We start from the raw sequence: 1,847 nt of genomic DNA, 5'->3' as shown, positions 1-1,847 counted from the left end.
TTTCCAGACGGCGTGCGATTCCTGCGCAGGCGAGGCCCAAATGGCAAAGCCCATTTGAGGCGGCACGCAAATCTTCGATTTGCACGCATCAGCCGGAGCAGAGCACGACGGCGCAAGAAAAATGCGATTCGCGGAGATTCGCGATTGCGTGCAAGCCGAAGGCTTGCGTGCCGCCTCAAGCGGGCTTTGCCCGCTTGGGCTTATTCGCGGTGGAATATCTCATACATCCAAACCCAGCGTTACACGAAATCGAAATACATCTTATACGTACGTCAGTTGGTGTCAGTCGAGATCACAACACCACGTAACTCCCATCTAGAATATTTGGGGAAACAACTATATATTTTTGGACTATATCATTAACTTGTGAATTTTAATGGATTTTAACGATCAACTACGCGCTTTTTCAGTTCGCATTCCAAAAATTATCGAGAGTGTAAAAACAGAAGAAGCAACAAAAAATGGATTAATTTTACCTTTTCTTCAAATTCTTGGCTATAATGTATTTGATCCAAGCGAGGTATGCCCTGAGTGCATAGCAGATGTTGGAACAAAAAAAGGAGAGAAAGTTGATTATGCGATTATGAAAGAGGGGAAACCTGTAATATTAATCGAGTGTAAATCTTTTGATGTTGATTTAGCATCAATACACATGTCACAACTTTTCCGGTATTTTTCCGTTGTTCCGGCAAAACTTGGGATCCTTACTAATGGTAAGAAATATTTGTTTTTCTCTGATATTGATGCTCCAAACAAGATGGATACAAAGCCCTTTCTTGAATTGGATATGGTAAACCTCACTGATCAGAATATTGAGACACTCAAACAGTTTAGAAAGGAATCTTTCAATGTTGACAAAATCCTCCCCTCAGCATTGAACATGAAATATATCAAGGAGATAAAACAAATTCTCGCTCAGGATATGGAATCTCCATCACAAGAGATCGTGCAATACTTTGCTCATCAGATTTATGACGGCCGGCTCACTAAAAATATGGTTAGTAACTTTACCGAAATCACCAAACGTGCTTTGAACCAGTATATCAATGATGTAATAAATGAGCGGCTGAAATCTGCCATGGCTCCTGAACTATCTGAAAAACCAGAAGAAAAACTAGTGGACGAAGGCATCATTGAAGATGATTCTGAAATTACTACAACCCAAAGTGAGATAGAAGGGTTCTACATCATTCGTGCAATACTGAGTGATATCGTTGCTCCTGAACGAGTCATAATGAGAGATGTAAAATCGTATTGCAGCATCATTTTGGATGATACAAATAGAAAACCAATTTGCCGGTTATATTTTAACAGTGAAACAAAGCGCTATATTGGGTTATTTAATAATGAAAAAGAGGAGAGGCAGGTTATTAATTCAATTCCGGATATTTACAAATACGCCTCGCAACTTCGGGATACTGTTAAAAAATACGATATTAAATAAGAAAACCTACGCGTTCCAATAACCTTGGAGGATTGAGGGGACCCCCTACTCCCTCTTCTCCTCCGTCCTCACCATCCACTTCCCCTTCTTTTCCAGCCCCTCCATCACCCCTGCCGGATCCTCCAGAACCTTCAGAACCGCGTCAAGATCCCGTCCTTCCTCAAGCTCCTCCCTCAGCAGATCCTTCAGCCACGCAAAATACATCGACCTCTTACTATCCTTCAGACTCGCCCCGCACTCATTACAGAACTTCGCCGTCCCTGAATTCACCGTGCCGCACGCCGGGCACACATTCAGCAGACTGATCCGATTCACCATCGCTTTTCGCACCCAATCCTGAACCGTCGTCCCTTCCACGCGTGCCGCCGTTTCCAGCTGCATCTTCAGGTTCTTCGGGAGCCGG

The 1,847-nt window shown here is 43.3% G+C and carries 2 protein-coding genes; one reads left to right on the top strand and one right to left on the bottom strand.

The window, feature by feature from the left end:
- The first annotated feature begins 376 nt into the window (after nucleotides 1–376).
- Nucleotides 377–1,444 carry a type I restriction endonuclease gene (locus EYA77_RS05875; RefSeq protein ID WP_167816178.1) on the top strand — a complete coding sequence of 356 codons (1,068 nt, stop codon included), beginning with the start codon at nucleotides 377–379 and terminating at the stop codon, nucleotides 1,442–1,444.
- 45 nt (nucleotides 1,445–1,489) lie between these two features.
- Here the strand turns inward: EYA77_RS05875 and EYA77_RS05870 are convergent.
- The coding region (locus EYA77_RS05870; protein WP_209315016.1) for a zinc ribbon domain-containing protein at nucleotides 1,490–1,847 on the bottom strand (358 nt) is incomplete at its 5' end.

The organism is Methanocorpusculum sp. GPch4, from assembly GCF_012062385.1.
GTDB lineage: Archaea > Halobacteriota > Methanomicrobia > Methanomicrobiales > Methanocorpusculaceae > Methanocorpusculum > Methanocorpusculum parvum.
This window is presented reverse-complemented; position numbering and strand designations above follow the sequence as displayed.

Bases quoted from the DNA above. Each gene is read 5' to 3' on its own strand.
- EYA77_RS05875 (WP_167816178.1), top strand. From the start codon at position 377: ATGGATTTTAACGATCAACTACGCGCTTTTTCAGTTCGCATTCCAAAA.